Raw genomic sequence first — 24,267 nt, forward strand, 5'->3', positions numbered from 1 at the left:
GCTCTTTGAGTTTTCCGCGTTTTTTCCTTTCTCACACGTAGATCTGAACGTATGAAAGCACTGACTATTGGCCTGATTGGTAATCCAAACTCAGGTAAAACGACTCTTTTCAACCAGTTAACAGGTTCCCGACAACGCGTCGGTAACTGGGCTGGCGTCACTGTAGAACGTAAAGAAGGCCAGTTTGCCACCGCAGACCACCAGATTACGCTGGTGGATTTGCCCGGTACCTATTCACTGACCACAATTTCTGAGCAAACCTCACTCGACGAACAAATTGCCTGCCATTACATTCTGAGCGGCGACGCGGATCTGATGATTAACGTCGTGGACGCCTCAAACCTTGAGCGCAATTTATACCTGACCCTGCAACTGCTTGAGCTGGGCGTGCCCTGTATCGTCGCGCTGAACATGCTCGACATCGCCAAAATCCAGAATATTAATATTGATATCCCGGCGCTGTCTGCGCGGCTTGGTTGCCCGGTTATCGCGCTGGTTTCTACCCGCGCCAGCGGTATCAAAGAACTGAAAGCGGCCATCGACGAATTGCCACAAGTGGCCGCGCTGGAACGCGTGAAATACCCGCCGGTGCTGCAACAGGAAGTGGAAGTGCTGGCCGCTGAAATGCCGCAGGACATGGCGCTGCAACAACGCCGCTGGCTGGCGTTACAAATCCTCGAAGGGGATATTTACAGCCAGACACACGCCGGTAATGCGCAGGCATTATTGCCGCAGGTGAAAGCCCGTCTGGCAGAGCAAAATCTGGAAGATCCGGCGCTGCTGATTGCTGATGCGCGCTATCAGAGCATTGCTTCACTGTGCGCGGACATCAGTAATTCGCACCTCACCGCGCCGAACAAACTGACGCAGGTGCTGGACCGCGTGATCCTCAACCGTTTCCTCGGTGTGCCGATTTTCCTGCTGGTGATGTATCTGATGTTCGTGCTGGCGATTAACATCGGCGGCGCGCTGCAACCGATTTTCGATATCGGCTCGGCGGCGATTTTCATTCAGGGTATGCAATGGGTGGGTTTCACCCTGCACTTCCCGCAGTGGCTGACCATTTTCCTCGCGCAGGGCGTCGGTGGTGGTATCAACACCGTGCTGCCGCTGGTGCCGCAAATCGGCATGATGTATCTGTTCCTTTCCTTCCTTGAAGACTCCGGTTATATGGCCCGCGCGGCGTTCGTGATGGACAGGCTGATGCAGTCGCTCGGTCTGCCGGGAAAATCCTTCGTGCCGCTGATTGTCGGTTTCGGCTGTAACGTGCCGTCGATTATGGGCGCACGCACGCTGGATGCGCCGCGCGAACGTCTGATTACTGTGATGATGGCGCCGTTTATGTCCTGTGGCGCACGTCTGGCGATTTTTGCCGTCTTCTCTGCCGCCTTCTTCGGACAGGATGGTGCGTCGGTGGTGTTCTCGCTGTATCTGCTGGGTATTGTGGTCGCTATTCTCACCGGCCTGCTGCTCAAATACACCATCATGCGCGGTGAAGCCTCACCGTTTGTAATGGAACTGCCGGTTTATCACGTTCCGCATCTGAAAAGTCTGCTGCTTCAAACCTGGCAACGCCTGAAAGGTTTCGTGCTGCGTGCCGGTAAAGTCATTGTGATTGCCAGTATTTTCATCGGCGCACTAAACAGCTTCTCTTTCAGCGGACAGGCTGTGGATAACATTAATGATTCCGCGCTGGCCTCGGTCAGTAAAGTGCTGACGCCGGTACTGGCGCCAATGGGCGTTCACGCAGATAACTGGCAGGCAACGGTCGGTCTGGTCACCGGCGCGATGGCGAAAGAAGTGGTGGTCGGTACGCTCAATACGCTGTATACCGCAGAACATATCCACAATGAAGAATTCGACGCCGCTAACTTCCATCTGCTCGATGAACTGGGGGGTGCCGTAAACGAAACCTGGCAGGGCCTGAAAGACACCTTCAGCATCAGCGTGCTTTCCAATCCGATCGAAGCCAGCAAAGGTGACGGCGAAATGGGTGTCAGTTCGATGGGTGTCATGAGCACGAAATTCGGGACCGCTATTTCGGCTTACAGCTACCTGATTTTCGTGCTGCTGTACGTTCCTTGCGTGTCGGTCATGGGTGCGATTGCCCGTGAAACCAGCCGCAGCTGGATGACGTTTTCAATCTTCTGGGGACTGAACGTGGCGTATTCGCTGGCAACCTTGTTCTATCAGGTGGCCACTTTCAGCAACCATCCGGCGTATAGTGCGGGGGTTATCCTCATCGTGCTGCTTTTCAACGCCATCGTACTTACCTGCCTGCGCAAAGCTCGCAGCCGTGTCAGCCTCCATTTGCAGCCACGTAATATCGCGGCCTGTTGCGAACCGGCGACCGGCAACGACTGTCACTAGGAGATAAGATGACGACGCTGATTCAGGTTCGCGACTCTCTCGCGCTGGCTGGCCGGGCGGATGCCCGCCAGCTCAGCCTTCAGCTGAATGCACCGCAGCCGCTGGTGCAGGCCATGCTGGAGCGGCTGGTGGCGATGCACAAAGCAGAAACGATAGAAGCGGATGACAGCTGTCTGAGCGGCAGCTGTAAAAGTTGTGCCGAAGGCAAAAAATGCCTGACGGTATCTTATTCTCTCATCCGCTAACGCCCTTACTGAATAGTCGCGCTGCGGCTATTCAGTTATCATCGACAGGTCGCAACGGCCATCAATGCGCCGCAGGAGCCTGTATGATCGACAGTGAAATCACCTTCCGTAAACTCGAAATTTTCCTCGCCTATATGGAAAAACAAAACATCACCCGCGCAGCCGAGCAACTGGGTCTGAGCAGCGTGAGCGTACATCGCGCCCTACATTCGCTGGAGGAAGGATTACGCTGTCCGTTGTTTATCCATCGCGGCCGCAATCTGCTGCCTCTGCCCGCTGCCGAAGCGTTGCTGGAACATGCCACGCAGGTGATTGAGCAGATGGAGCACGGCATTCAGGCAACGCAGCGCGCTGCCGGTTTTGGGGATAAGCGCCTGAAAGTCGGCACCTTATATTCGCTGACGCTGGAAACCATTCCGCGCCTGATCATGGGGCTGAAACTACGCCGTCCGGAGCTGGAACTGGAGCTGGTGATGGGTTCTAACAGTGATTTGCTGCACAAGCTGGAAGACGGTCAGCTGGATGCCATCCTGATTTCGACCAGTGATTCGAGCGTGGATGCACAGCGCTACGATCAGTTACCTCTTTTTCAGGATGATATTTTTCTTGCCGCACCTGCCAGCGCAGAGCTGGCCTGCGAAGGAACCGCGGATTTACGCGATTTTAAAAAGAAGAAATTCGTTTCACTGGCAGAAGGGTTTGCGACTTACCACGGCTTTCAGGAAGCCTTTCAGGTCGCCGGTTTTGAGCCGGACATTGTCACGCGGGTGAACGATATTTTCTCGATGCTGAGTCTGGTACAGGCGGGCGTCGGTTACACGCTCATTCCCGGCAGGATGAAAGGGGTGTATGAAAATACGGTGAAGCTCCTGCCGCTGGCCGAAGCCTATCAGATGCGCCAAACCATCTCGCTGGTCTTCCCGCACAGCCGCGAGCACGATCCGAATCTCCTCGCCCTCGCCGCTGAAAGCCGGATGTATGCGCTAGCGAGCAGAAAGCGCTGAGAGATGTTCACTGTTTTGCGCAATCAATACGACCGGCCAATGCGTTTTAACAGGATGATCGCTCCAGATAGCAGACTCAGGAATGCTAACACCGTCATATCGCATTTTCGAACCGTCATAAGGATAAAATTGTCCTTTATCGGTATCAAGTATGAAAACCAATAATCCCGCTGAATCCTGCGCAAGGCGTTTCCACAGGGCGCGGCCGCCGGTGTAATGATCGTTATCACTCATCAAAGTGAGATGCTTGTTTACCACCAACGTTTCATACAATAACGTCGCCAAACGGTAATCCCGCATTCCAGAATTAACCACCACGCCTTCAACCTGAAATGCTTTTTCGTCCTCCCAGAACTGGCGCACCTCAAGCAAGTCATGGTTGTTCTCCCTGCGTGCAAGCTCCAGGGTCGCTACGACGTGGTGTCGTTTTTCGCCCCGGTTGTCAGTTCTGGTTTGTGCTTCTGCAATAGCAATAAACGGAATTTTTTCATCATAGATGATCAACATATCAATGTTGTTGAATCGTATCTCATCGATAATTTCAAACCGTCTGGCAAGAGTGGCTGGACTGTACGACCTTTCAAGCACGATCATTTGCGAATCCCCGCGAATTAAAACTGGCATGATATCCCTTCGTTCAGAGTGGTTGGACAATAGCACATTGCACAAAAATCAAACAGCGCAAGGCGTTTCAACACCAACCTACCATGCCTTTAATCAGCGTTCGTTTTCCCTTAACCGCGCTGCGAGACGTCCCGTAACATGCATCCCCGACTGGCATAAAGACAGCGCTTCGCCCTGATCCATTGCGCGGCGGGTCAGACCGGTCAGCACTGCACCGGGTGGCATTTCAATCGCCAGGCGCACATCGCGCTCATACGCCGCGACCATCGCATCACGCCAGTTGACGGTGCGCGCCATGTTCATGGCCAGATCGTCGGCAATTTTTTCCGGCTGCCAGTACACTCGCCCTGTCGTTCCGCTGAGATAACCGCAGGTCGGGCGGGAAATGTGAATCTCTTTAAATGCCCCGACCAGCTTAGCCGCAGGCTCATCCAGCAACGCACAATGCGACGGCACGCTGACCGCCAGCTGATGCGTTTTCTGCGCGCCCAGCCCTTTTGCAAGCTGCATCACTTGCGCCATCGCGGCGTCGCTGCCGGCAATTACAAGCTGGTCTTCAGCATTGATATTGGCGAGATACACCGGTGATTCAGTGTTGTTCACCTGCGCCACCAGTTCTTCCACCTGACTCTGACGCAGACCGGTAATGGCTGAAAGACCAAAACCCTGCGGATAAGCCTGCTGCATCAGTTCACCGCGCAGGGCGACCAGACGCACGGCATCATCAAAGTCGAGCGCTCCGGCAATCACTGCGGCAGGGAACGCACCAATCGACAGCCCGCTGCAAAAATCTGCCTCAATGCCTTCGGCCTGACACTGTTTCGCCCACACCACACCGGCAATCAGCAGACACAGCTGTACGGCGCGGGTGGAGCGCAGAGCATCGGCGCTGTCGAGCAGCAGAACATCTTCGGCAAGCGCATTGCTGGCCTGTTCAATGAGGGAATGCGTGAGGGGGTTATCCGGCAGGCGATGCAACATCTGTGGCACCTGCGGGCCCTGTCCGGGGAAAGTAAATAGGATTTTCATTGTGCTCCTTGCTTCTTTTAGCCGGGTTCAGTCCGCCGGCAATTGCCACGGGTCACGCACCAGTTGCGGGCCGGATGCCGTTTTCAGCATGACGTCACCGCCGCGCAGCCATTCACTGAGAGCAAATCCGCCCTGTGGCGTATTGATCTGGACATCGGTGCGGCAGGGAAGCCGCTGAAGCTGGTCGTAAAAATCAGAGAACCGGGAGGCATCCACCGGCGTGTCGCAGCGCACCAATAAATCAAGATCACTGTCCGCATGCATGACCGGGAGATCACTGACCAGCGCGTAAGCACAACTGCCCGTCACGCCCCACTGGAAAGGCAGATTCAGGCTGCTTAGCGTGATTAACGCCTGCACCGGTTGTTGGGAAACAAACGGCGAATGCAGCAAGGCATTGACGTCGCTGACCAGTGATTCGGGCGAGACGACCCGCACTACCACCGCCGGATCTATCCAGGCAGCGGCTCGCTGAATGCGGGTCAACCCGCGAATACCCACAGGAATTGCACCATCAGCACGCTTATCACGGCGCACCACCAGCGGCAGCGACGTGCGCCAGCCGGTGTTTACCCACGCGGGTAAAGTGTCGTCGCTTTGCAGCACTGAACGGTCGCTTATCCAGACAAAATCATGGGCACGCGGGTCACTCATCTTTCAACCTTTCTGATTAGTGCAATGCAGCCGTCAGAGAGATAAACAGCGGCAAGGTCACGATACACAATATGGAGCTTATCAGCAGCGACGCTTCTGCATCCGGAGACTGAACGCCGAAACGGTTACCGAACACGATACCGAAGAAACCGGCTGACAATGCAATCATCAGGATCGCCGTCACAGCAATCTGACCGCTCAGACCGAACGCCAGAACCAGACCCCAGGCAATAAACGGCTGGATCAGGTTTTTCGCGACACAAGACAACAGCACCGGAGCGTTAATTTTCAGTTTACGGGCCGACAGAATAACACCGGTCAGGAACAGCGCAGACGCGGTCGCGGACAGACCCAGCGGCTTGATCGATGCCAGGAAAATTTCCGGCATTTTAATGCCAATCGCTGACAAAATCACACCCAACAACGGTGCCCAGACGATCGGTTTTTTCACTGAACGCCACATCAGAACCGGCAGCAGTGCCAGAGAAGAACCCTGATTCTCGCCACTCAGACGCGCTTTCTCACGTTCAAGGATCAGCAGACAGAACGGTGTCATCAGCACGGAACCGCAGGCGATTGAAACCGCAACCGACAGTGAAGTCGACGGCGCCCCCCCCATCACACTGCTCAGAATGGGCAAACCGAGCGCCGCATAGTTTGGCAGTGCCACGGTCAGCGTCAGAACGGCAGCGTCCTGCGGAGTCTTTTTAAAGACCTTGGTGCAATTAAAGTAAATCGCTGCATAAGTTATCCACATGGCCAGAACCAGCACCAGGATCAGCGGTGACTGTTCCACAATGCCCGACCACGGGGTCTGTACGGTCGCTGCAAACAGCGCAGCGGGTAAAGCAAAATCCATCACGAAAATATTAAGTAAAGAGACATTCTGGTTATCCACCATTTTCGCTTTCCCGGCATAAAAACCGAGGATCATGATGACGAAAATAGGGGCAAGCGCGTGCAATATTACGTAAGTCATAGCGTTTTTCCTGAGGCAAAAAATGAATGCTCAGTCGGCGCCGGTGCGATGGTTTTTTTAGTATGACAGTCCAGTTGCAGACAACAGCAGGTTCTCACCCTGACGAATATGTCAGGGCGGAACCCGCAATGCGGCTGCGTCACGCTGTTTGCAGGTGCGTTACCGGTTGAGACTGAAAGTTTTAACGAATTACCATTCCTGACGCATCAGCTGGCGAACGCGCTGCGAACTTGCGCGGTTTTCTGCACCCAGACGGTTGCTGAGGCTAACGCCTTCTTTGCGAGCGTCCTGGATGTTTTGCCAGACAGCGTTTTGTACGCTGGTAATGTCGTCAGGTGTTGCCTTGTCCGGATCAGCGATGTCGAGCAGTTGTGACAGCAGCCCCAGAGTGGCGTAGTTTTCGATGTCATAAGCCATCGGCGGAATGGTGGCGGCCAGTTTTTCCAGCGCGTCCACGGAGCGTAAGGTAATGCGCGCGGCGGATTCTTTCCCCATCGCGTGGATCATCACGCCGTTATTTTTGAAAGCGATCAGCTTGTTAGCCTGATAACCGTGCGCCAGAAACGCACCGGACATCGCTTTGCCGACAATCAGCCCGACCACCGGATGTCCGGCCAGACGAGCTTTGGCATAAGCACCAGCGGCACCGGCCAGTGCCTGATGAATACCGAACGCTTCTTCGCGGCGACCATAAGCCTGACTTGGCACATCAATCACCGCCACGATGGCGCGTTTGATGCTGGCGCTGGCGTCAGCATCAATCACATCATTGACCACTTTTGCCAGATTCCAGCCTTCGAGCAGGCCGACTTCGCCACCCGCAGCACGCGGATACTGGTTATTTTTGTCCGGTACCACGGTGATGAAACGCACCGGCTGGTCATTCATTTTGCCGTCAGCCGCTTTCACGGAAGGGCAAAGACCGCTAACCGGTGTGGCGTCTTTGGTCAGTTGTGCGAACCAGTAATCACCCCGGCTGGCTGCATTGTTTGCTACGTTGCTCATGCGCGATCCTCCCGGTTAAACAAAGCTTCCGTCACGTCACGGCTGGCCTGCTGCGCGGTGTCAAAACCGGTCAGTTTTGGCAGGTAATAATCATAATTATCAGAACGATGTGTCGCTGGTACGCCCGCCTTAATAAAGGCCAGCACGCCGTCTTTGACTTCATTCAGGGAATCTTTCACCAGTACATCAACAAACCCGCTGTGATAGCGCACCTCGCCACCGGTCATGCTCCAGATAAACGGACGGTCGCGGGAATCGTATTCATCGATACCGGCTTCCTGTTCAATAACCTGCGGGCCATTGAGCCCCAGACGGGCTTCGCGGGTCACAATCAGATAGCTGCACAGTGCGGCGGCAATCGACATCCCGCCAAAACAACCGACAGTCCCGGCCACCACGCCGATCACCGGCGTATAACGGCGTAAATCAACAATCGCGGCATGAATATCCGCGATCGCAGCCAGACCCAGATTGGCTTCCTGCAAACGCACACCGCCAGTTTCGAGCAGCAGAACCGCCTGCGTCGGGATGCCGTTGCGGTTATCTTCTGCGGCAAGTTCCAGCGCAGCGGCCATTTTGGCACCGGACACTTCGCCCATACTGCCGCCCTGGAAGCTGCCTTCAATCGCAACGACCACTGCGGGCTGACCGTTAATCTGGCCTTTTGCGACCACCATGCCGTCATCGGCCTGCGGCACGATGCCCTGCGGTTCCAGCCACGGAGACATAACGCGTTCGAACGGCCCGAGCAGTTCGCGGAAAGTCCCGGCGTCCAGCAGTTTGCGGGCGCGCTGACGGGCACTCAGTTCGATAAAGCTCTGATCAGTATCAGTTGGCATTTTCAGCCTCCTCAAAGACCTGTTCGATACGCAGACGGGCAACCCCTGGTGTGGCGCCGAAATCATTAATGTCGAGACGGCCTGCCGGTAATTCGCGCAGCGCATTCAGACGGTTAAAAAAGTTCTGCCATAAGGTATGACTGCCGTCGACGGATGTGGTGACGATAATTTTCAGCGCGCTGGCTGTGTCGGGTTCATACAGCGCTTCTAAGTCGCCGGAACCTACCACGCCTGCTTCGGCGCGGCCTGCCAGCGGTTTTGCCGCCGGGTAGTTAAATTCAAAACGTTCCATAACACCTCTTTGTACTGATGTTAGTTAATTCGTGTCGGGTTCAGACCACGCTCACGCGGTCGAGGAACAGCGTCGCGGCCAGTAAATCAGCGGCACCGCCGGGCGATATGTTGTCCGACAGCATCCGGTGTTCGAGATGGTGCAACAGTTGTTTGCCTGCCATCGTGCTGGTGCCACCGGCTTCCAGTACGGCCTGAGCCCCCTGATGCATGCCTTTAAGAGCAGGCAAACCGCCGCGTGACAGCACACAGGTGTCGGCAAGCGTGGTCATCACCGCCAGTAAAGCATCGACCTGCGCTTCGCTTTCGCTCGCGCCGCGTGTCCGGCTGTGGTGAAGCTGCGGGAGTGCCCGGTCGAGAATATGCGGGAAACCACCCTGTGCTTCTTCACGGGCACCCGGCACCTGATAACGTTGCACGGCGTGCGAACCCTTACTGAATTTTTTCGGGCTGAAAGCATCGGGTAACGCTGCAATTTTCGCGGCGCGTTGCGCGATACTCAGTGGCAGCAAACGTTCCGGCTGCATGGCGACGGCGCTGACCAGCAGCCCCATCGCCCAGATAGCACCCCGGTGAGTATTCACTCCGCCGGTTTCGGCCATCATGTGTGCTTCGCCTGCACGACCTAAACGGCCCACTTCCTGGCGCAGGGCGATATCTGCCGGGCGCTGCCAGCTGTGTAAAGCCAGCAAATAGAAAGTGGATGTCAGGCTACGCGCCGAACGCACCATCAGATCCAACGTTAAATCCTGATGTGCGCCGGAACTCCGGCTGTCTACCAGCCCCGGTTTCGGGCTAAGCCGCGCTTCGTCGATCAGCGCCTGCGTCGCCGTTTCTGCCAGCCTTTCGGCCAGTTCTTCCGCTGTGAGTACAGCGCCAATCGTTAAAGTCTGCGGCATCGTGATTACCAGCTACGGAATTTGGCTGGCGGGTTATATAAACCGCCGGACCAGTCAACCAGTTCGCTCACGCTGCCTGCCGCCAGTAAAGAACGGGTGGCGTCGGTGCGGCGAATACCCATGTCTTCCGGGAAGACCACCAGTTCCTGACGACGCAGGTCGGCGACGCGTTTGGCGTCAACGCCCAGACCGATGTCAGTGATACCGGCTACCGCAGCGACCATCGCGCGGCGTTCTTCCAGAGAGCGGGCGCGGTGCAGATAGGCGATCCCTTCTTCGGTCAGCACGTGTGTCACGTCGTCGCCGTAAATCATCACAGGTGCCAGCGGCATACCGGATTCTTTACCCACATCGACGGCTTCAAGTTTCTCAACAAACGTCGGTTTGCCACCGGCCTGGAAGGTTTCCACCATCTGTACGACCAGTTTTTTACCGCGAGCCATCGGATCCGGCTCTTCAATCATGTCGAGCCAGGCTGGCGTGGAGTGACGGCGACCGTGCGGGTCATGGCCCATATTTGGCGCGCCACCGAAACCGGCCAGACGACCGCGGGTCACGGTAGAGGAGTTCGCCAGGCCATCGACCTGCAAGGTGGAGCCGATGAACATATCCACCGCATACTGGCCTGCCAGCTGACAGAACGCACGGTTGGAACGCATGGAGCCGTCAGAACCGGTGAAGAACACGTCGGGGCGGGCACGGATGTATTCTTCCATCCCCAGTTCGCCGCCGAAGCAGTGAACGGTTTCGACCCAGCCGCTTTCGATGGCAGGGATCAGCGTCGGATGCGGGTTCAGCGTCCAGTGCTTACAAATTTTGCCGCGCAGGCCGAGCTGTTCGCCGTACGTCGGCAGCAGCAGTTCGATGGCGGCGGTGTTAAAACCAATACCGTGGTTCAGCGACTGCACGTTGTGTTTCGCGTAGATGCCTTTAATCGCCATCATCGCCATCAACACGTGGACCGGTTTAATCAGACGCGGGTCACGGGTAAACAGCGGTTCGATGAAGAACGGCTTGTCGGCGACGACCACGAAATCAATCCAGTCGCCCGGAATATCGACGCGCGGCAGGTCGGTGTCTTCTTCGACCAGTTCATTAACCTGCGCAATCACGATACCGTTTTTAAAGGCAGCGGCTTCGACCAGCGCTGGCGTGTCTTCAGTGCTTGCGCCGGTATAAAGATTGCCTTTGCGGTCCGCTTTGAAACCGGCGATCAGTGCGATGTTTGGCACCAGATCGACGTAAAGACGGGAATAGAGCTCGATGTAGGTATGGATCGCACCGATTTCCATCTGGCCGTCTTCCAGCAACTGCGCAATACGCAGGCTTTGCGGGCCGGAGAAAGCGAAATCAAGCTTGCGGGCAATGCCGCGTTCGAAGAGATCCAGATGTTCAGCACGGCTGACGCTCGGCATGATCATATGTAAATCATGCAGCTTCTCAGGGTTCACTTTTGCCAGTGAACGGGAAAGGAAGTCAGCTTGTTTTTGGTTGTTACCTTCCATCACCACCCGATCGCCGGAGGCGATCAGCGTTTCGAGGATAGGAATAATTTTGTCGGTGGGTAAGACTTTACCCTCGGCCACGGAACGGACACTGTCGATACGCCGTTGTTTTTCGCTGCGGCGGGTGTCCCACACTTTCGTGGTCTGCGGATGTTGCGGCATGCCAAACCTCCCTGGGTTGAGCTTGCTGAAGTTTTCCCGGCGTGATGAAAAAAGAGGACGGTGGGAAGTTTCAGTCAAGTGGCGGTTGCATCACAATTGACCTGTTTAATTAGCCTGTTAAGTGTAGGAAGCGGTGAGATAACCATCAATTAAGGGCACTGACACTTCGTTACTCTGAGAGTAACGATTGAGGGGAATTCTTTAAAAACAGTTTGATACAGAACAAGGAATGGGAGCAATCACGCAAAAACAGGCGAAAAAAAGGGATGCGCCAGGCATCCCTCTTTTGCAGATCAGAGAATTATTTGAAAACTTCTGCGGTAGCAGTGATTTTCTTTTTCTCCTGCGCAGCGATAACGACGTAGTATTTCCCGCCTTTTTCATCAGCCAGTTTGGAAAGCTCATCTTTAGCATCCATTGGCGCAGTGTATTCATTGCTGGTGGTGACGGTACCCAGGCTGGTGTAACCCTTTTCTTTGGCGTCTTCTTTGCTGATCATCTCAGCGGCCATTGCATTCACAGAGAACAAACCTGCCAGAACAGCTGCAATAATAATTTTATTTGATTTCATGACATTACCTCTAAATTGGATGAATAATTTTGTAAGAAAGCAGTCAAGATATGAACGGCAGGTGAATCTGTGCTGGCACGAACCTTCCTGGTCAACCACCAGATTTCTCCCCAGAGACACAAACGGGTAATGGAAAACCTTCCCCCTCTCACCTCCGCCATCTATCGGCTTAAGTATTAATCACCTTCGGGAATTATCCAGAAATTAGTAAAAAATATTTACATTGATTTTCATTCTGCAATCAGGAACCGTCGGACACACTCACAAAACGCGTCCGGATGAGAGATAAACGGTGCATGCGCTGCTTTTTCAATGACTTCAGAATCAGAGCCCGGCAGTAACGCATCCAGCAACGGCACCACTTTTCGCGGTACCAGCCCGTCGAGCGCGCCGTAAATGCGCAATAACGGCAAAGTCAGCTGCGTCATCGGCTGGCGTAAATCGGACGTGCGCAAAATATCCAGTCCGCCGTTGAGCACGTCCACCGGTGGCATAGGCAGATTCAGAACGATCGATTTCAGCAAACGGGCATCCTGACGCGCACTGTCGCTGCCAAGGGTTTGCAACGCCAGAAAACGCTCGACCGTTCTCTGGAAATCTTCGCTCAGCTGGTGCTGAAAACCCTGAAGCACGTCAGGGCGGATCCCCGGCCAGTTTCCCTGCGCCGCGTCTTCCTGAGCGGTAAAGCGGGGAGAAGACGCCACGGTAATCAGTTTTTCCACGCGCTGCGGCGCGCTCAGCGCAATCTGGCTGGCAACCAGCCCGCCCAGCGACCAGCCCATCAGCGAGGCCTTTTGTGGCATAGCCGCCAGGACCGTATCCGCCATTTCCGCAAGCGTCATCGCCCCGAAACCTTCACTGCGGCCATAGCCCGGCAGGTCGATCAGGTGCAGACAAAATTGCGGCGCAAGTCGCTCTGCGGTGTAACGCCAGACTTCGGCATTCAGCCCCCATCCGTGAAGCAGCACAAGATGGCGATCTCCTTCGCCGATTGTCTCCTGGTAAAGCGTGTTCATAGCGTATTGTCCGTGTCTGTCTGAATGGCAAAAGGAACCCGCCACTATGCTAACAATTGCCAGCCGCTGTTGGCTATGCCAGTGTCCGCTGCATCTCGCGGTTCAGGGTATTTGCAGCCTGTGCCAGAAACATTTACCCGCCGCACCGCCCTGCTGTCTGCGCTGTGGATTACCGTCTTCCGGCGGCGAGACCGATTGCGGACGGTGTTTGCTTAAACCACCGCCATGGGATGCGATGATTTTCGCCAGTCCTTATGAAATGCCGGTAAGCGGACTGGTTTTGCGGTTCAAATTCTCCAACCAGCCGGAGCTCGACACCGCCCTGGCCCGTTTGCTTCTCCTGCGCTGGCAGGCACGTTACCGGATGCGCAATCTGCCCAGACCCGACGTACTTCTCAGCGTGCCGCTGCATCAGAAACGCTATTTCTCACGTGGCTACAATCAGAGTGAATTGCTGGCAAAGCCGCTGGCGCGCTGGCTGCATTGTGAATACCTGCCCGATGCCCTGAGCCGTGACAGGCGCACAACGTCGCAGCAAAGTCTGACCGAAAGGGAAAGGAAGTGGAATTTGCGTAACGCCTTCACATGCCATGTCAGTCTGCGGGGTAAACACGTGATGCTGCTGGATGACGTGGTGACGACCGGCAGCACGGTGCGTGAAATCAGTAAAATTCTTCGCAATCAGAGGGTTGCTTCTGTGCAAATCGCCTGTATCTGCCGGACATTACAGACATGAGCACGTGCTGCTAACACCGGCGCAACACTGAGGGTGACGGGTAAAAACAAAGGGCGTATTATAACCAACTAGAGTAGTCAACTATTGAGCGAATGTTATGATCCTTATTACCGATGCTGCCCAAGAGCACTTTGCCAAATTGCTGGCAAGCCAGGAAGAAGGCACCCAAATCCGCGTATTCGTGATCAATCCCGGTACGCCGACCGCAGAATGCGGTGTCTCCTATTGCCCACCTGACGCCGTAGAAGCGACGGATACCGAACTGAAGTTCGAGAAGCTGTCTGCTTTTATCGATGAATTAAGCGCGCCTTATCTGCAGGACGCGGTCATCGACTTCGTCACCGATCAGCTGGGTTCTCAGCTGACGCTGAAAGCGCCGAACGCCAAAATGCGTAAAGTGTCTGACGATGCGCCACTGATGGAACGTGTTGAATATCAGCTGCAATCGCAGATTAACCCGCAGTTAGCCAGCCACGGCGGTCGTGTTTCCCTGATGGAAATCACTGACGACGGTATCGCTGTTCTGCAATTCGGCGGCGGCTGTAACGGCTGTTCCATGATTGATGTCACCCTGAAAGACGGCATCGAGAAAGAACTGCTGCAAAACTTCCCTGAACTGAAAGGCGTTCGTGACCTGACTGAACACCAGCGCGGCGAACACTCTTTCTACTGATCAACCGTTGATCAGCCGGAACATAAAAAGCACCCTTCCGTTGGGTGCTTTTTTTATGCCTGCCTGCGCTGGTTCAAATCAGCCAGCAGCGCATCAATATGCTCATCGCCAAACATGTCCTCCAGCATTCGTGTCAGTTTTCGCCGCCAGTTGGGGTATTCGGTATTGGTGCCGGGCACATTCACCGGCAGATCCATATCCAGCCAGTCTTCCGGTTGCAGGCCGAGTAACGCACTGGCACTTCCCGCCAGATAACGCTGTAACCCGCTATTAATCAGCGGCGTCATGGGCATACCTTCGGCAATACGAGACGTCGATTTCGGCACGCACTGTGTCAGATGTAGCGCATTCAGCAATCCCTGTTTGCTGTTTTCACGCTCCCCGCGCAGTTTCTCCAAAACCTGCGGGTCCGGATAAACACCCAGCGATGCGCCGAGCGTTAAATCGCCACCCTCCCAGTAACCGCGCAGCGTCGGCAGGTCGTGCGTGGTGACCGTTGCCATCGCCTGGGAAACATAGTCTTGTGGCGGACGGTAAACGAAGTTTTTATCGTGCTCGAAATACAATACTTTGTAGGAGTACACGCCGCTGTTACGCAGGCTGGCGACAATCTCTTTTGGTACGGTACCGAGATCTTCACCAATCACCATGCACTCATGACGCTGACTCTCCAGCGCGAGAACGCCGAGCAAATCCTCCAGCGGATAGCGGACGTACGCGCCATTCCCCGCCTCCTGATCCGCCGGTATCCACCACAAACGCAGTAAACCCATCACGTGATCAATACGCAGTGCCCCGCAATCCGCCATATTCGCCCGCAGCAAATCAATAAATGGCTGATAGGCACGGGCTTTCATTTCATGGGGATCAATGGGTGGAAGGCCCCAGTTTTGCCCCTGCGGCCCGAGAATATCCGGCGGTGCGCCGATGGTTGCTTTCAGGCAATACAGCGCCGGATCCGACCAGGTTTCCGCCCCGCCCTGCGCCACGCCAACGGCCAGATCACGGTACAAACCGATGGGCATTTTCAGTTCGATACTGTGCTGATAACATTCAGAAAACTGCGTATGTGCCAGCCATTGCTGCCACTGATAAAATTCGATTTCGCTGGCGTACCGTTCACTGAACTGCGCCACGTCAGTACTTTGAGCATCGCGATAGGCTTGCGGCCACACCGGCCAGCCCCACTGTCCTAAATCGAGATCGCGCAGATGCACATGCAGCGCGTCGAACAGCGCCTGTTGCCGCAGACTGTCGCCGCCAAGTTCGACGAAACGACGGAAATCCTGCTTACGCGGGCTGTCTTCCGTCAGTTCGCAAAACAGCGGCCAGGCGAGTTTCAGCGCTACGGATTTCAGCGCCATCACCAGCGAATAATCGACATAATCGGTGCTGCGCGCCTGCAATAACGCGTCATGCGTTTCGATGGAATTCCACCAGGTTTGCGCCGCACTGCTGGCGGCAAATTCTTCGACGGCATTCACGTCGATATAAGTCAGATTCAGCCAGCGACGGGACGACGGACTGTACGGGCTGGCACTTTGCGGATTTGCCGGATACAGCGAATGAATGGGATTGAGTCCGACGAACGCCCCGCCACGTTTTCCAACTTCTTCGACCATTTTTTTCAGGTCACCGAAATCACCCACACCCCAGTTATTTTCAGAACGTAGCGTGTAAAGCTGAACCGTCGCGCCCCACAGTTTTTTGCCTTCCAGCAATGCCTGCGGTTCATAACAGCGCGGCGGCACGACAATAATCCGGCACGTCCAGACATTATCATTTTGCGCTAATGTCAGCTGATGATAACCCGCAGGCAGCGCTGCGCCGAGGTTCAGCACTTTGCCTGCCTGAATTTCTCCCTGCTTATGACTGCCATTTTCAAGCGTCAGCTGCCAGGTGAATACGCCGGTGACTTCCGGTGTCAAAAGCACTTTTTTGCCCTGCGTAAAGACTTTAACCGGCGGCACCGGCGTGACATCGGGCACCCCGGACAGATCACGCCCCATTGCCGCGAGGAGGGCGGCACGCGTGTCATCGGATACTGTTTCGACGTCATCGGTCATATTGATAAAACTGTCTAAAATCCCAGCCCGGCGGGCTGCCTCAACGAGTTGCTTATCCTCCATGTCTGCTCCTATCGTTTGGCCTGCCAGATACGCTGCTGATAATCGCGGATGGAACGGTCAGCGCTGAACATCCCGACGCGCGCCGTATTCAGCAACGTGCGGCGCGTCCATTCATCGGCATTGCGGAACAGCGTATCGACCTGTTTCTGCGCTTCGCAATAAGCTGCAAAATCCGCCAGCACCAGATACGGATCGCCGCCATCGAGCAGGCTGTGAAGCATCAGATCAAAAGCTTTCTTGTCCCCATTGGCATAAAAGCCGCTGGCCAGTTCATCGAGAATGGCCTTGAGATGTTTATCTTTTTTTACCAGCGCTTTCGGCTTGTAGCCCTTTTTCAACTGCGCTTTCACTTCATCGACCGTCAGGCCAAAGATAAAGATATTGTCCTCGCCGACCTGTTCGGCAATTTCGACGTTTGCCCCGTCGAGCGTGCCTACGGTCAGCGCGCCGTTCAGCGCCAGTTTCATATTGCCGGTGCCGGAAGCCTCTTTCCCTGCGGTAGAAATCTGCTCAGAAACATCCGCTGCCGGGATCATCAGTTCAGCCACCGACACACAATAATCCGGTATGAACACCACTTTGATACGATCGGCAACGATCGGATCGTTATTGATCTTCTCCGCCACCTGATTGATCGCATAGATAATATTTTTAGCGAGGTAATAACCGGGCGCGGCTTTGGCACCGAACAGGAAAACACGCGGCACGATGTCGAGTTTCGGGTTATCACGGATCTGACGGTACAGAGAAAGAATGTGCAGCAGATTGAGATGCTGACGTTTGTACTCGTGCAGACGTTTTATCTGCACATCGAAAATCGCGTCTGGATTAAGTCTGATCCCCATGCGATGCCAGACGTATTCTGCCAACCGCACTTTGTTGTCATGCTTGATTTTGCGGTACTGCCTGCAGAATTTTTTGTCTTTAATGCCGTCTTCCAGACCTTTCAACAAATCCAGATTGCTTACCCACCTGTCGGTTTTCAGACGATCATCAATCAGCGCGGAAAGCGCCGGATTACACTGTTTCAGCCAGCGACGCGGCGTGATGCCGTTAGTCACATTGTGGAACTTCTGCGGCCACAGCTGGTGATATTCCGGGAACAAATCTTTCACTACCAGATCTGAATGCAGCGCTGCCACGCCATTGACGGCAAAACCGGCGACCACGCAGAGATTCGCCATGCGCACCTGTTTGTCGTGATGCACGGCCAGCTTCGCCCAGACAGCCTCATCGCCCGGCCACTCTTTGCTGACCAGTTTCTTAAAGCTGGCGTTGATCTGTTTGATTATCTGGAAATGGCGCGGCAGCAGACTGCGCACCAGCCGCTCGTCCCAGGTTTCCAGCGCTTCCGGCATTAACGTGTGGTTGGTGTAAGCGAACGTGCGGCTGGTAATGTGCCACGCCTCATCCCAGCTCAGCTGATGCTCGTCAATCAGCACGCGCAGCATTTCAGGAATGGCGATGGTCGGATGCGTATCATTGAGCTGGATGACTTCATAATCCGGCAGCTCGCTGATTTTGCGGCCATGAAAATGGTGACGCCGCAGGATATCGGCCACCGAACAGGCGCACTGGAAATACTGCTGCATCAGGCGCAGACGTTTACCGGCCTGATGATTATCATTCGGATAGAGCACTTTGGTAAGTTTGGCGGCTTCGACGCCCTGCTGTTCGGCTTTCAGAAACTCGCCGTCATTAAACTTTTCGAGATCAAACGGATGCGGATGCGTGGCCTCCCATAAACGCAGCGGCTGCGTGATGCCGTTGCGATAGCCCATCACCGGCAGATCCCAGGCCTCGCCACGCAGGGTAAATTCCGGCTCCCAGCGCGAGACGCCCTGTTCGTTTTTAACGATTTTACCGCCGATCCCGACGCTGACCGCCAGTGAACTGTTATGACGGAACCACGGGTAATCGTTGCGGTGCCAGTCGTCCGGCGACTCTTTCTGTTTGCCATCGACAAAGCGCTGGCGGAATAAACCGTACTGATAATTCAGGCCATAACCGATACCGGGCTGCCCGACCGATGCCATCGCATCGAGATAACAGGCCGCCAGACGCCCCAGTCCGCCGTTGCCCAGTGCAGGATCGATTTCTTCTTCCAGCAGGTCAGTCAGATTGATATCGAACTGTTCCAGCGCAGTGGCAATTTTTTCGTACCAGCCGAGATTAATCAGGTTGTTGCCGGTGAGACGCCCGACCAGAAATTCCATCGAGATATAGTTAACGTGGCGCGTGATTTTTTTGCTTATGCTGCCGGCGGTATCATTTTGCGGCGGTAACTGTTCAGCGACGGCGGCACTGACCGCGTGCCACCACTGATGCCGGGTCATATCTGAAGCTGAAGTGAGTCCGAATGCTTGCCACTGGCGGGTGAGCGCCGCCAAAAAAACATCCTGCTTGAACGTGATCTTCGACATAGGGCAGTCTCTTTTCTGTCTGAGGGGACGGAATGCTTCCGTGAGAAAAAGCCTGATTGCGTGTACTACACAAAATAGTTCGAGATGCAGGAAGGCGGCAACTAAACGAATCCCGAAGAGCTGACATAAGTCAGTGATTCGGGTGAGTGAGCGTAGCCAACGCCCCTGCGGCTTGAACTATGATGGGTAAAAAGTGTGATCCCAATACACTTATGTATAAACCCTATGTCGAAAAAATGCTCACTTCTCTTTGTTTCTAAAACCGTTGGTTATTTCTGTCCGTAATACGCATCCGGCCCGTGTTTGCGGCTGAAATGTTTTTGCAGCAGGTAATCATCCATCGGGGTCTGGGTGCGCCGGATTGAGCCCGTGATCCATGCCATTTTGGCGACTTCTTCCAGCACGACGGCGTTATGAACCGCCTGCTCAGGCGTGGTTCCCCAGCAGAACGGTCCGTGCTGGGCGACCAGAATACCCGGCATATGCAGCGGGTCGGTGCCGGTCAGCGCTTCGACAATCACTTTGCCGGTTTCCAGTTCATATTCTCCGTTCACTTCATGGTGCGACAACGGTCGCGTACAGGGGATGGCACCGGCAAAATAATCGGCATGCGTGGTGCCTAGCGGCGGGATGGCAATACCGGCCTGCGCCCAGGATGTCGCATACGTAGAATGGGTATGCACAATACCGCCAAGCTGCGGGAAACGGGCGTAAAGCTCTAGATGCGTGGCGGTGTCGGAGGATGGTTTGTAATGCCCCTCCACGACTTCACCTTCCAGGTTGACCACCACCATATCGCTGGCCTGCATTCTTTCGTATTCCACCCCGCTCGGCTTAATGACCACCAGTCCGCGCTCGCGGTCGATGCCGCTGACGTTACCCCACGTAAAGGTCACCAGACCAAACGCGGGCAGCGCCATATTGGCCTCAAAAACAGATTGTTTCAGCACGTCCGTCATACTGTTTCCTCAATATTCAGCCCGGCTTTCTGCATTTTATCGACCACCCAGGCGCGCGCGTTACGCACTTCCTGCATCGGATCGGCTGCGGTTTCGCTCCACATCTCGATCAGATACGGCCCGCGATAACCGCTTTTTTGCAACGTGGCAAAACAACGTTCAAACTCCACCACGCCACTGCCGAACGGTACGTTTTTGAATACACCGGGCTGCGTGTCTTTGATGTGCACGGCGACAATATGTCCCGCGCCACTTGCCAGTTCCATCTGCACGTCGTTGTCCCATGCCGACAAATTGCCGATATCAGGATAAAGCTGGAACCAGGGATTATTCAGGTAATGCGCGTAACCGAGCGCTTTACTGATCGAGTTCATCAGCGGGTAATCCATAATTTCCATCGCCAGCGTAACCTGTGCGCGGCTGGCCATTTCGACCGATTCCTGTAAACCGTCGCGAAAACGCTCGCGGGTATGGTCGTTGGCCTGCTGGTACCAGACGTCATAACCGGCAAGCTGGATCACACGGATCCCCAAATCCTGCGCCAGTACGATGGCTTTACGCATGATTTCCAGCCCGTGATCACGGGTTTCATCATCTTCTGCACCGAGCGGGAACCGCCGGTGTGCGCTCAGGCACATCGACGGAATACGGATACCGGTGCGCGAAATCGCGTCCACCACGCTCAGTCGCCGCTCGCGTGACCAGTCAAGCCGCGCCAGCCGGTTATCGGTTTCATCCACCGACATTTCAACGAAATCAAAGCCCAGTTCTTTCGCCATAGTCAGGCGCTTCAGCCAGTCTTCACCGGCGGGTAGCGCTTTTTCGTAGATCCCGAGCGGAACGGCTTTATGCATCATGCGATGTTCCTTAGCCCCAGAGCTGGCGGATAGATTTTTTGAACTGACGCGCCGCATCAACCGGATCTTTCGCATCACGGATACTGCGTCCGGCGATGAAAACGTGCACCGGAATGTCTTTAAACAGCGGCAAATCTTCCAGTGCCAGACCGCCGGTGATGGTCACCTTGAAGCCCATGCCGGAAAGGCGTTTAATCGCCGTGATATCAGCATCGCTCCACGCCACACCGGCGGCCTGCGCGTCGCGGCTGCGGTGATAAACCACCTGCCGGATACCGGCTTCATGCCATTCCTGCGCCTGTTCCCACGTCCAGTACCCCGTCAGTTCAATCTGCACATCACCATTGAATTCGTTCGCTACTTCCAGCGCACCTTTGGTGGTGTTGATGTCGGCGCAGCAAATCACCGTCACCCAGTCAGCATTGGCTTCGAAACACATACGCGAGAGGATTTTTCCGGCATCAGCGATTTTCGCATCGGCCAGCACGATTTTTTCCGGATACAGCGCTTTCAGATCACGCACCGCCCGCACGCCTTCTGCGACACATAAAATCGTGCCGACTTCGATAATGTCGACTTCGCTGGCGATCAGCCGCGTGGTTTTGTAGGCGTCTGCCATTGACTGGTTATCCAGCGCCACCTGCAACATCGGTAATGACTGAGACATCATGAATTCCTTCTCTGCTTACGAATTAGTGAACCGCCGTAGCGGAAGTCTGGTCGATCAAATCCAGTACCTGCTGCGCGGTAGTGCAGGCACGCAGGCGGTCAAAATTGGCTTCGTCAACAAACAGATTCACCACCTGCATGATGCCGATTTCCTGATGCGTGTTGGAATCCACCGCCGCCATCGTAATGAGGATATCCACCGGATCGTTATCCTCATGGTTAAACACCAGCGGCGTTTTCAGCGTGACCAGCGCAAAACCCGTTTTCAGCACACCTTCTTCCGGACGCCCATGCGGCATCGCCAGCCCCGGTGCAATCACGAAATATGGCCCGAACTGTTTAACGCCATCCAAAATTGCCTGGTAATAGCGCGGCTCAACCACACCGGCTTCCACCAGCATATCGACGCCAATTTTCACGGCGTCCTGCCAGGTTTCTGCTTCTGCATTCAGGCGAATCGAATTGTTTTCAGCCAGTGAATCTCGCAGCTTCATAAAGCTCTCCTTACTTTTTCAGCGACGACGGAAAGTGCGCGTTGATCACTTCCATCACTTTCGGACCGAAATCTGCCGCCGACAGCATGTTGCGCACGCCGACAACGTATTTATTGCCGCTGACGGTGATTTCATCCGCTACATGCGTGGAGGCGACAATAATGTCGGCGCCGCTCAGCTCTGATTTGTATTCCCCCACTGCGCAGCTGTTCATAGTGTGATCCACGCCTTCCTGCGTCAGAAACTGGCCGATTTTCATCTTCATGATCATCGAACTGCCCTGCCCGCAACCGCATACCGCCAGAATTCGTACTGTCATGGGAACCTCGTTGATTTGTCAGAAAAAATTAGTGAGAAGTGGACTGATTAAGTACCTGTTTTTCCGCATCTTCTTCAGCGCGCAATGTGCGACCGGCGAAGAACATGTAGAGCAATGCGATGACCGCGATGACGCCCATAAAGGCCATGCCGATGCTGAAGAAGCCCTGCATCATTGGCGGCGCCAGAATCGACCAGTCGGCCATGCCCATCCAGGCGCTCAGGCCGGTGAGTTTGATGGCCCAGACGCAGCCAAAGATTTCGATCATTCCCATCACCAGACAAATTTTCAGCGCCGCGCGCCAGCCGCCGAAGTGGTTGGCAAACACACCGATGGTGGCGTTGGAGAAGAACATCGGGATGAAACCGGGGATGATCATGATGGAAGAGCCCATGCCAAACAGAATGGCAACGGCGATCAACTGGCCGATGGTGCCCCACATGAAGCCCCAGACCACGGCGTTCGGCGCAAAACTGTAAATAGCTGCGCAGTCGATCGCCAGAACGGCACCGGGAATTAAACGCTGGGAGATGCCGTTAAAGGCTTCGGTCAGTTCAGCGACGAACATTCGCACGCCCTGAATGATGATGAAAATCGCTACCGCAAACATCAGACCGGTTTGCAGGATGTAAATCGTCCAGTGGGTTTTTCCGGCCATTTGCTGCAGGGTATCGAGACCGAAGGAACAAAGAATAATGCCGAAGAACACAGTCATCACGATGGCGGTAGAGACGATATTGTCGTGGAAAATATTCAGCCAGCCCGGCAGTTTCAGGTCTTCCACGCTCTCTTCTTTCTTGCCCAGATACGGCGCAATTTTATAGGCAATCCACGAAGCAAACTGCTGCTGATGACCAATCGAGAACCCGCTGTTTTCCGTCACGGCCTGCGTCGGTTTGTACATCATGTTCGACGTAATGCCCCAGTACAACGACACCAGAATCGCTGTCGACCAGATGGTGGTCCACATCGGATAACCCATGATGAAGAAGAACACCGCAATCAGTCCCGCCTGCTGGAACATGATGTGGCCGGTGAGCATGATGGTACGAATGCCGGTAATACGGCGGAAAACCACCATCAGAATATTCAGCCCGAGTGCGATAAGTACCGCATAGCCGACCCAGCTGTAGGCGTCACCCATGCGTTCAACCGTGGCCATCATCGAGGCGTAAGTATCCGATATAGCACCGTTGATGTGGTAAACCTCTGAAAGTTTTGCCACAACCGGTTTGAAGGTGCCGGTCAGAATGCCGGATCCTGCCTGAAGCAACATAAAGCCGATAATGGTTTTGATCGTGCCCTTGATGATCACCGTCGCGCTTTTTCTGAGCAGGATGTAACCGAGCATGGTCACAATACCCAGCAGCAACGGCGCGTTGGTCATTACCTGATTAAAGAATACGGTGAAGATGGTGTAGAGGAATTCCATAAGACTCTCCGTCTGACCTTGTTTGATCTTCCTGCCGCTTCACAAATGCGCCAGAAAGTGAGGGACAGACGCACTCTAATGCTCACAACAAATCAGATAAAGATTCACAATGATTATTTGTGAGCAGTCTCGCAAGATATCGTCAGGAGATGAATTTCCACATACATTAAAAAACATTATTATTCATATATTTCAATTAAATAATTCACATTACAAACATTCTCCGCATAATCAATTCATCTCATAACCTCAACTCTCACCCCGGATTACGTCAAATACACGACCATTAAAATCATTGTCACGCTGAGTTTTCGGTGATAACTTCCTCATAAATAAATCACATATAATCATTAAATGATTTATTGTGACGTCGTTATTCAGAA

At 54.5% G+C, this 24,267-nt stretch carries 24 protein-coding genes; 5 read left to right on the forward strand and 19 right to left on the reverse strand.

The window, feature by feature from the left end; genetic code table 11:
- The first annotated feature begins 51 nt into the window (after positions 1-51).
- From feoB to J1784_RS08245, 3 genes are all read left to right on the forward strand, one after another.
- Positions 52-2,370, forward strand: a complete 2,319-nt coding sequence (gene feoB, locus J1784_RS08235) for a Fe(2+) transporter permease subunit FeoB (RefSeq protein WP_217148782.1) — start codon at positions 52-54, stop codon at positions 2,368-2,370.
- 8 nt (positions 2,371-2,378) lie between these two features.
- Positions 2,379-2,615, forward strand: coding sequence for a FeoC-like transcriptional regulator (locus tag J1784_RS08240; RefSeq protein WP_217148783.1), 237 nt, complete (start codon positions 2,379-2,381; stop codon positions 2,613-2,615).
- Between the two features lie 83 nt (positions 2,616-2,698).
- The gene (locus J1784_RS08245) at positions 2,699-3,619 is read left to right on the forward strand and encodes a LysR family transcriptional regulator (RefSeq protein WP_217148784.1); all 921 of its coding nucleotides are present in this window, start codon (positions 2,699-2,701) and stop codon (positions 3,617-3,619) included.
- On the opposite strand, the gene J1784_RS08250 is transcribed toward J1784_RS08245, so the two are convergent.
- From J1784_RS08250 to bioH, 11 genes are all read right to left on the reverse strand, one after another.
- Positions 3,599-4,243: a hypothetical protein gene (locus tag J1784_RS08250; RefSeq protein WP_217148785.1), complete on the reverse strand. Its 645-nt coding sequence runs from the start codon at positions 4,241-4,243 to the stop codon at positions 3,599-3,601. The two genes, J1784_RS08245 and J1784_RS08250, sit on opposite strands and share 21 nt — an antisense overlap.
- Positions 4,244-4,336: 93 nt before the next feature.
- A complete protein-coding gene (mdcH, locus tag J1784_RS08255) occupies positions 4,337-5,272 on the reverse strand; it encodes a malonate decarboxylase subunit epsilon (protein ID WP_217148786.1) in 936 nt (311 codons plus the stop codon).
- A gap of 27 nt (positions 5,273-5,299) precedes the next feature.
- Entirely contained in the window at positions 5,300-5,926 is a 627-nt protein-coding gene (locus J1784_RS08260; RefSeq protein ID WP_217148787.1) for a malonate decarboxylase holo-ACP synthase, read from the reverse strand.
- Between the two features lie 16 nt (positions 5,927-5,942).
- Positions 5,943-6,905 (reverse strand): AEC family transporter, encoded by a 963-nt coding sequence (locus J1784_RS08265; RefSeq protein ID WP_217148788.1) that lies wholly within the window; start codon positions 6,903-6,905, stop codon positions 5,943-5,945.
- A gap of 189 nt (positions 6,906-7,094) precedes the next feature.
- Positions 7,095-7,910: a biotin-independent malonate decarboxylase subunit gamma gene (gene mdcE, locus J1784_RS08270; protein WP_217148789.1), complete on the reverse strand. Its 816-nt coding sequence runs from the start codon at positions 7,908-7,910 to the stop codon at positions 7,095-7,097.
- Positions 7,907-8,749: a biotin-independent malonate decarboxylase subunit beta gene (locus J1784_RS08275; RefSeq protein ID WP_217148790.1), complete on the reverse strand. Its 843-nt coding sequence runs from the start codon at positions 8,747-8,749 to the stop codon at positions 7,907-7,909. Before J1784_RS08275 ends, mdcE begins: the two co-directional genes overlap by 4 nt.
- Entirely contained in the window at positions 8,739-9,041 is a 303-nt protein-coding gene (locus J1784_RS08280) for a malonate decarboxylase subunit delta (RefSeq protein ID WP_217148791.1), read from the reverse strand. The genes J1784_RS08275 and J1784_RS08280 overlap by 11 nt, the downstream gene beginning before the upstream one ends.
- Before the next feature lie 40 nt (positions 9,042-9,081).
- The gene (locus J1784_RS08285; RefSeq protein WP_217148792.1) at positions 9,082-9,939 is read right to left on the reverse strand and encodes a triphosphoribosyl-dephospho-CoA synthase; all 858 of its coding nucleotides are present in this window, start codon (positions 9,937-9,939) and stop codon (positions 9,082-9,084) included.
- Positions 9,940-9,944: 5 nt separating this feature from the next.
- Positions 9,945-11,606 (reverse strand): malonate decarboxylase subunit alpha, encoded by a 1,662-nt coding sequence (mdcA, locus tag J1784_RS08290; protein ID WP_120509621.1) that lies wholly within the window; start codon positions 11,604-11,606, stop codon positions 9,945-9,947.
- Positions 11,607-11,907: 301 nt separating this feature from the next.
- Positions 11,908-12,177: a YdgH/BhsA/McbA-like domain containing protein gene (locus J1784_RS08295; protein WP_120135270.1), complete on the reverse strand. Its 270-nt coding sequence runs from the start codon at positions 12,175-12,177 to the stop codon at positions 11,908-11,910.
- 230 nt (positions 12,178-12,407) lie between these two features.
- Positions 12,408-13,193 carry a pimeloyl-ACP methyl ester esterase BioH gene (gene bioH / locus J1784_RS08300; protein ID WP_217148793.1) on the reverse strand — a complete coding sequence of 262 codons (786 nt, stop codon included), beginning with the start codon at positions 13,191-13,193 and terminating at the stop codon, positions 12,408-12,410.
- 46 nt (positions 13,194-13,239) lie between these two features.
- Here bioH and gntX point away from each other — a divergent pair, with 46 nt between their 5' ends.
- Positions 13,240-13,929: a DNA utilization protein GntX gene (gntX, locus tag J1784_RS08305; protein WP_217148794.1), complete on the forward strand. Its 690-nt coding sequence runs from the start codon at positions 13,240-13,242 to the stop codon at positions 13,927-13,929.
- Positions 13,930-14,026: 97 nt separating this feature from the next.
- Positions 14,027-14,602: a Fe-S biogenesis protein NfuA gene (nfuA, locus tag J1784_RS08310; RefSeq protein WP_120135273.1), complete on the forward strand. Its 576-nt coding sequence runs from the start codon at positions 14,027-14,029 to the stop codon at positions 14,600-14,602.
- A 53-nt stretch (positions 14,603-14,655) separates the two neighbouring features.
- Here nfuA and malQ read toward each other — a convergent pair whose 3' ends face one another.
- The 8 genes from malQ to ulaA all read right to left on the reverse strand — a co-directional run bounded on the left by malQ (position 14,656) and on the right by ulaA (position 23,884).
- The gene (gene malQ / locus J1784_RS08315) at positions 14,656-16,731 is read right to left on the reverse strand and encodes a 4-alpha-glucanotransferase (RefSeq protein ID WP_217148795.1); all 2,076 of its coding nucleotides are present in this window, start codon (positions 16,729-16,731) and stop codon (positions 14,656-14,658) included.
- Between the two features lie 8 nt (positions 16,732-16,739).
- A complete protein-coding gene (gene malP / locus J1784_RS08320) occupies positions 16,740-19,154 on the reverse strand; it encodes a maltodextrin phosphorylase (RefSeq protein ID WP_217148796.1) in 2,415 nt (804 codons plus the stop codon).
- A 269-nt stretch (positions 19,155-19,423) separates the two neighbouring features.
- Positions 19,424-20,113 (reverse strand): L-ribulose-5-phosphate 4-epimerase, encoded by a 690-nt coding sequence (locus J1784_RS08325; protein ID WP_217148797.1) that lies wholly within the window; start codon positions 20,111-20,113, stop codon positions 19,424-19,426.
- A complete protein-coding gene (locus J1784_RS08330; RefSeq protein ID WP_217148798.1) occupies positions 20,110-20,970 on the reverse strand; it encodes an L-ribulose-5-phosphate 3-epimerase in 861 nt (286 codons plus the stop codon). The genes J1784_RS08325 and J1784_RS08330 overlap by 4 nt, the downstream gene beginning before the upstream one ends.
- A gap of 10 nt (positions 20,971-20,980) precedes the next feature.
- On the reverse strand, positions 20,981-21,637 hold the full coding sequence (locus tag J1784_RS08335) for a 3-keto-L-gulonate-6-phosphate decarboxylase UlaD (RefSeq protein WP_217148799.1): 657 nt from the start codon (positions 21,635-21,637) through the stop codon (positions 20,981-20,983).
- A 25-nt stretch (positions 21,638-21,662) separates the two neighbouring features.
- Entirely contained in the window at positions 21,663-22,133 is a 471-nt protein-coding gene (gene ulaC / locus J1784_RS08340; RefSeq protein ID WP_217148800.1) for a PTS ascorbate transporter subunit IIA, read from the reverse strand.
- Between the two features lie 10 nt (positions 22,134-22,143).
- Complete coding sequence (gene ulaB / locus J1784_RS08345; RefSeq protein WP_217148801.1) at positions 22,144-22,452, reverse strand: PTS ascorbate transporter subunit IIB; 309 nt, start codon at positions 22,450-22,452, stop codon at positions 22,144-22,146.
- A 28-nt stretch (positions 22,453-22,480) separates the two neighbouring features.
- Positions 22,481-23,884, reverse strand: a complete 1,404-nt coding sequence (ulaA, locus tag J1784_RS08350; protein WP_217148802.1) for a PTS ascorbate transporter subunit IIC — start codon at positions 23,882-23,884, stop codon at positions 22,481-22,483.
- Positions 23,885-24,267: the final 383 nt, after the last annotated feature.

It is taken from the genome of Rahnella ecdela (assembly GCF_019049625.1).
Taxonomy (GTDB): Bacteria; Pseudomonadota; Gammaproteobacteria; order Enterobacterales; family Enterobacteriaceae; genus Rahnella; species Rahnella ecdela.